The sequence below is a fragment of the Microlunatus sp. YIM B11417 genome (genome assembly GCF_059617205.1).
In genome coordinates, this window is sequence record NZ_JCAMPJ010000021.1 from 1 (window position 1) to 763 (window position 763).

1 protein-coding gene is annotated in these 763 nt (G+C 64.6%); it reads right to left on the reverse strand.

The annotated features are described in order from the left end of the window. Positions 1 to 16 precede the first annotated feature (16 nt). A partial coding sequence (locus AC6CCG_RS34330; protein ID WP_496659360.1) for an IS30 family transposase occupies positions 17 to 763 on the reverse strand: 747 nt, incomplete at its 5' end.

A 763-nucleotide genomic window follows, 5' to 3' on the forward strand; every position in this document is an offset into this window, starting at 1 on the left:
CCCAAAGTCAATTGGTCTAAGCACCTTTGCTGAGGAGTTCGTTCATGGCTTGGGCTGGGGTTTTCAGCTCGAGGGTAGGGCGGGGTCGTTGGTTCAGGGTGTCGGCGATTCGGCGGAGGTCGTCGGCGCTGTGGACCGAGAGGTCGGTGCTCTTCTCCAGCCAGAACCGCAGCAGCCGGTTGGTGTTCTCGTTCGTGCCGCGCTGCCATGGCGAGTGCGGGTCGCAGAAGTAGACCGGCATCTTCAGCCGGAGCTGGATCTTGGCGTAGGCGGCGAGTTCGACTCCGCGATCCCAGGTCAGTGATCGGCGCAGATGCTCGGGTAGCCGGCCCATCTGGTCGATCATCGCGGCAGCGACCGATTCCGCGTCGTGCCGGCCGGGCAGGTGCAACAAGATCGTGAACCGGGTGGAGCGTTCGACCAGGGTCCCGACCGAGGACCCGCCCGACCCGATGATCAGGTCACCTTCCCAGTGGCCGGGCACGGCCCGATCGGCGACCTCGGCCGGACGCTCGCTGATCTTGAACGCCTCCTTGTAGGGACTGGACACCTTCCGGTCCCGGTCGCGCCGGACTCGCCGCGACCGCTGCGTGGACAGACAACGATGCAGATCGGCCCGTAACTGGCCTCTGGTCTGGACATACAGGGCGCGGTAGATCGTTTCGTGCGACACCCTCCTAGTCTGATCACTCCCGTGATCACGGGCCAACACAGCCGCGATCAGGCCTGGCGACCAGCCATCATTCAGCCACTCCTCGATCTT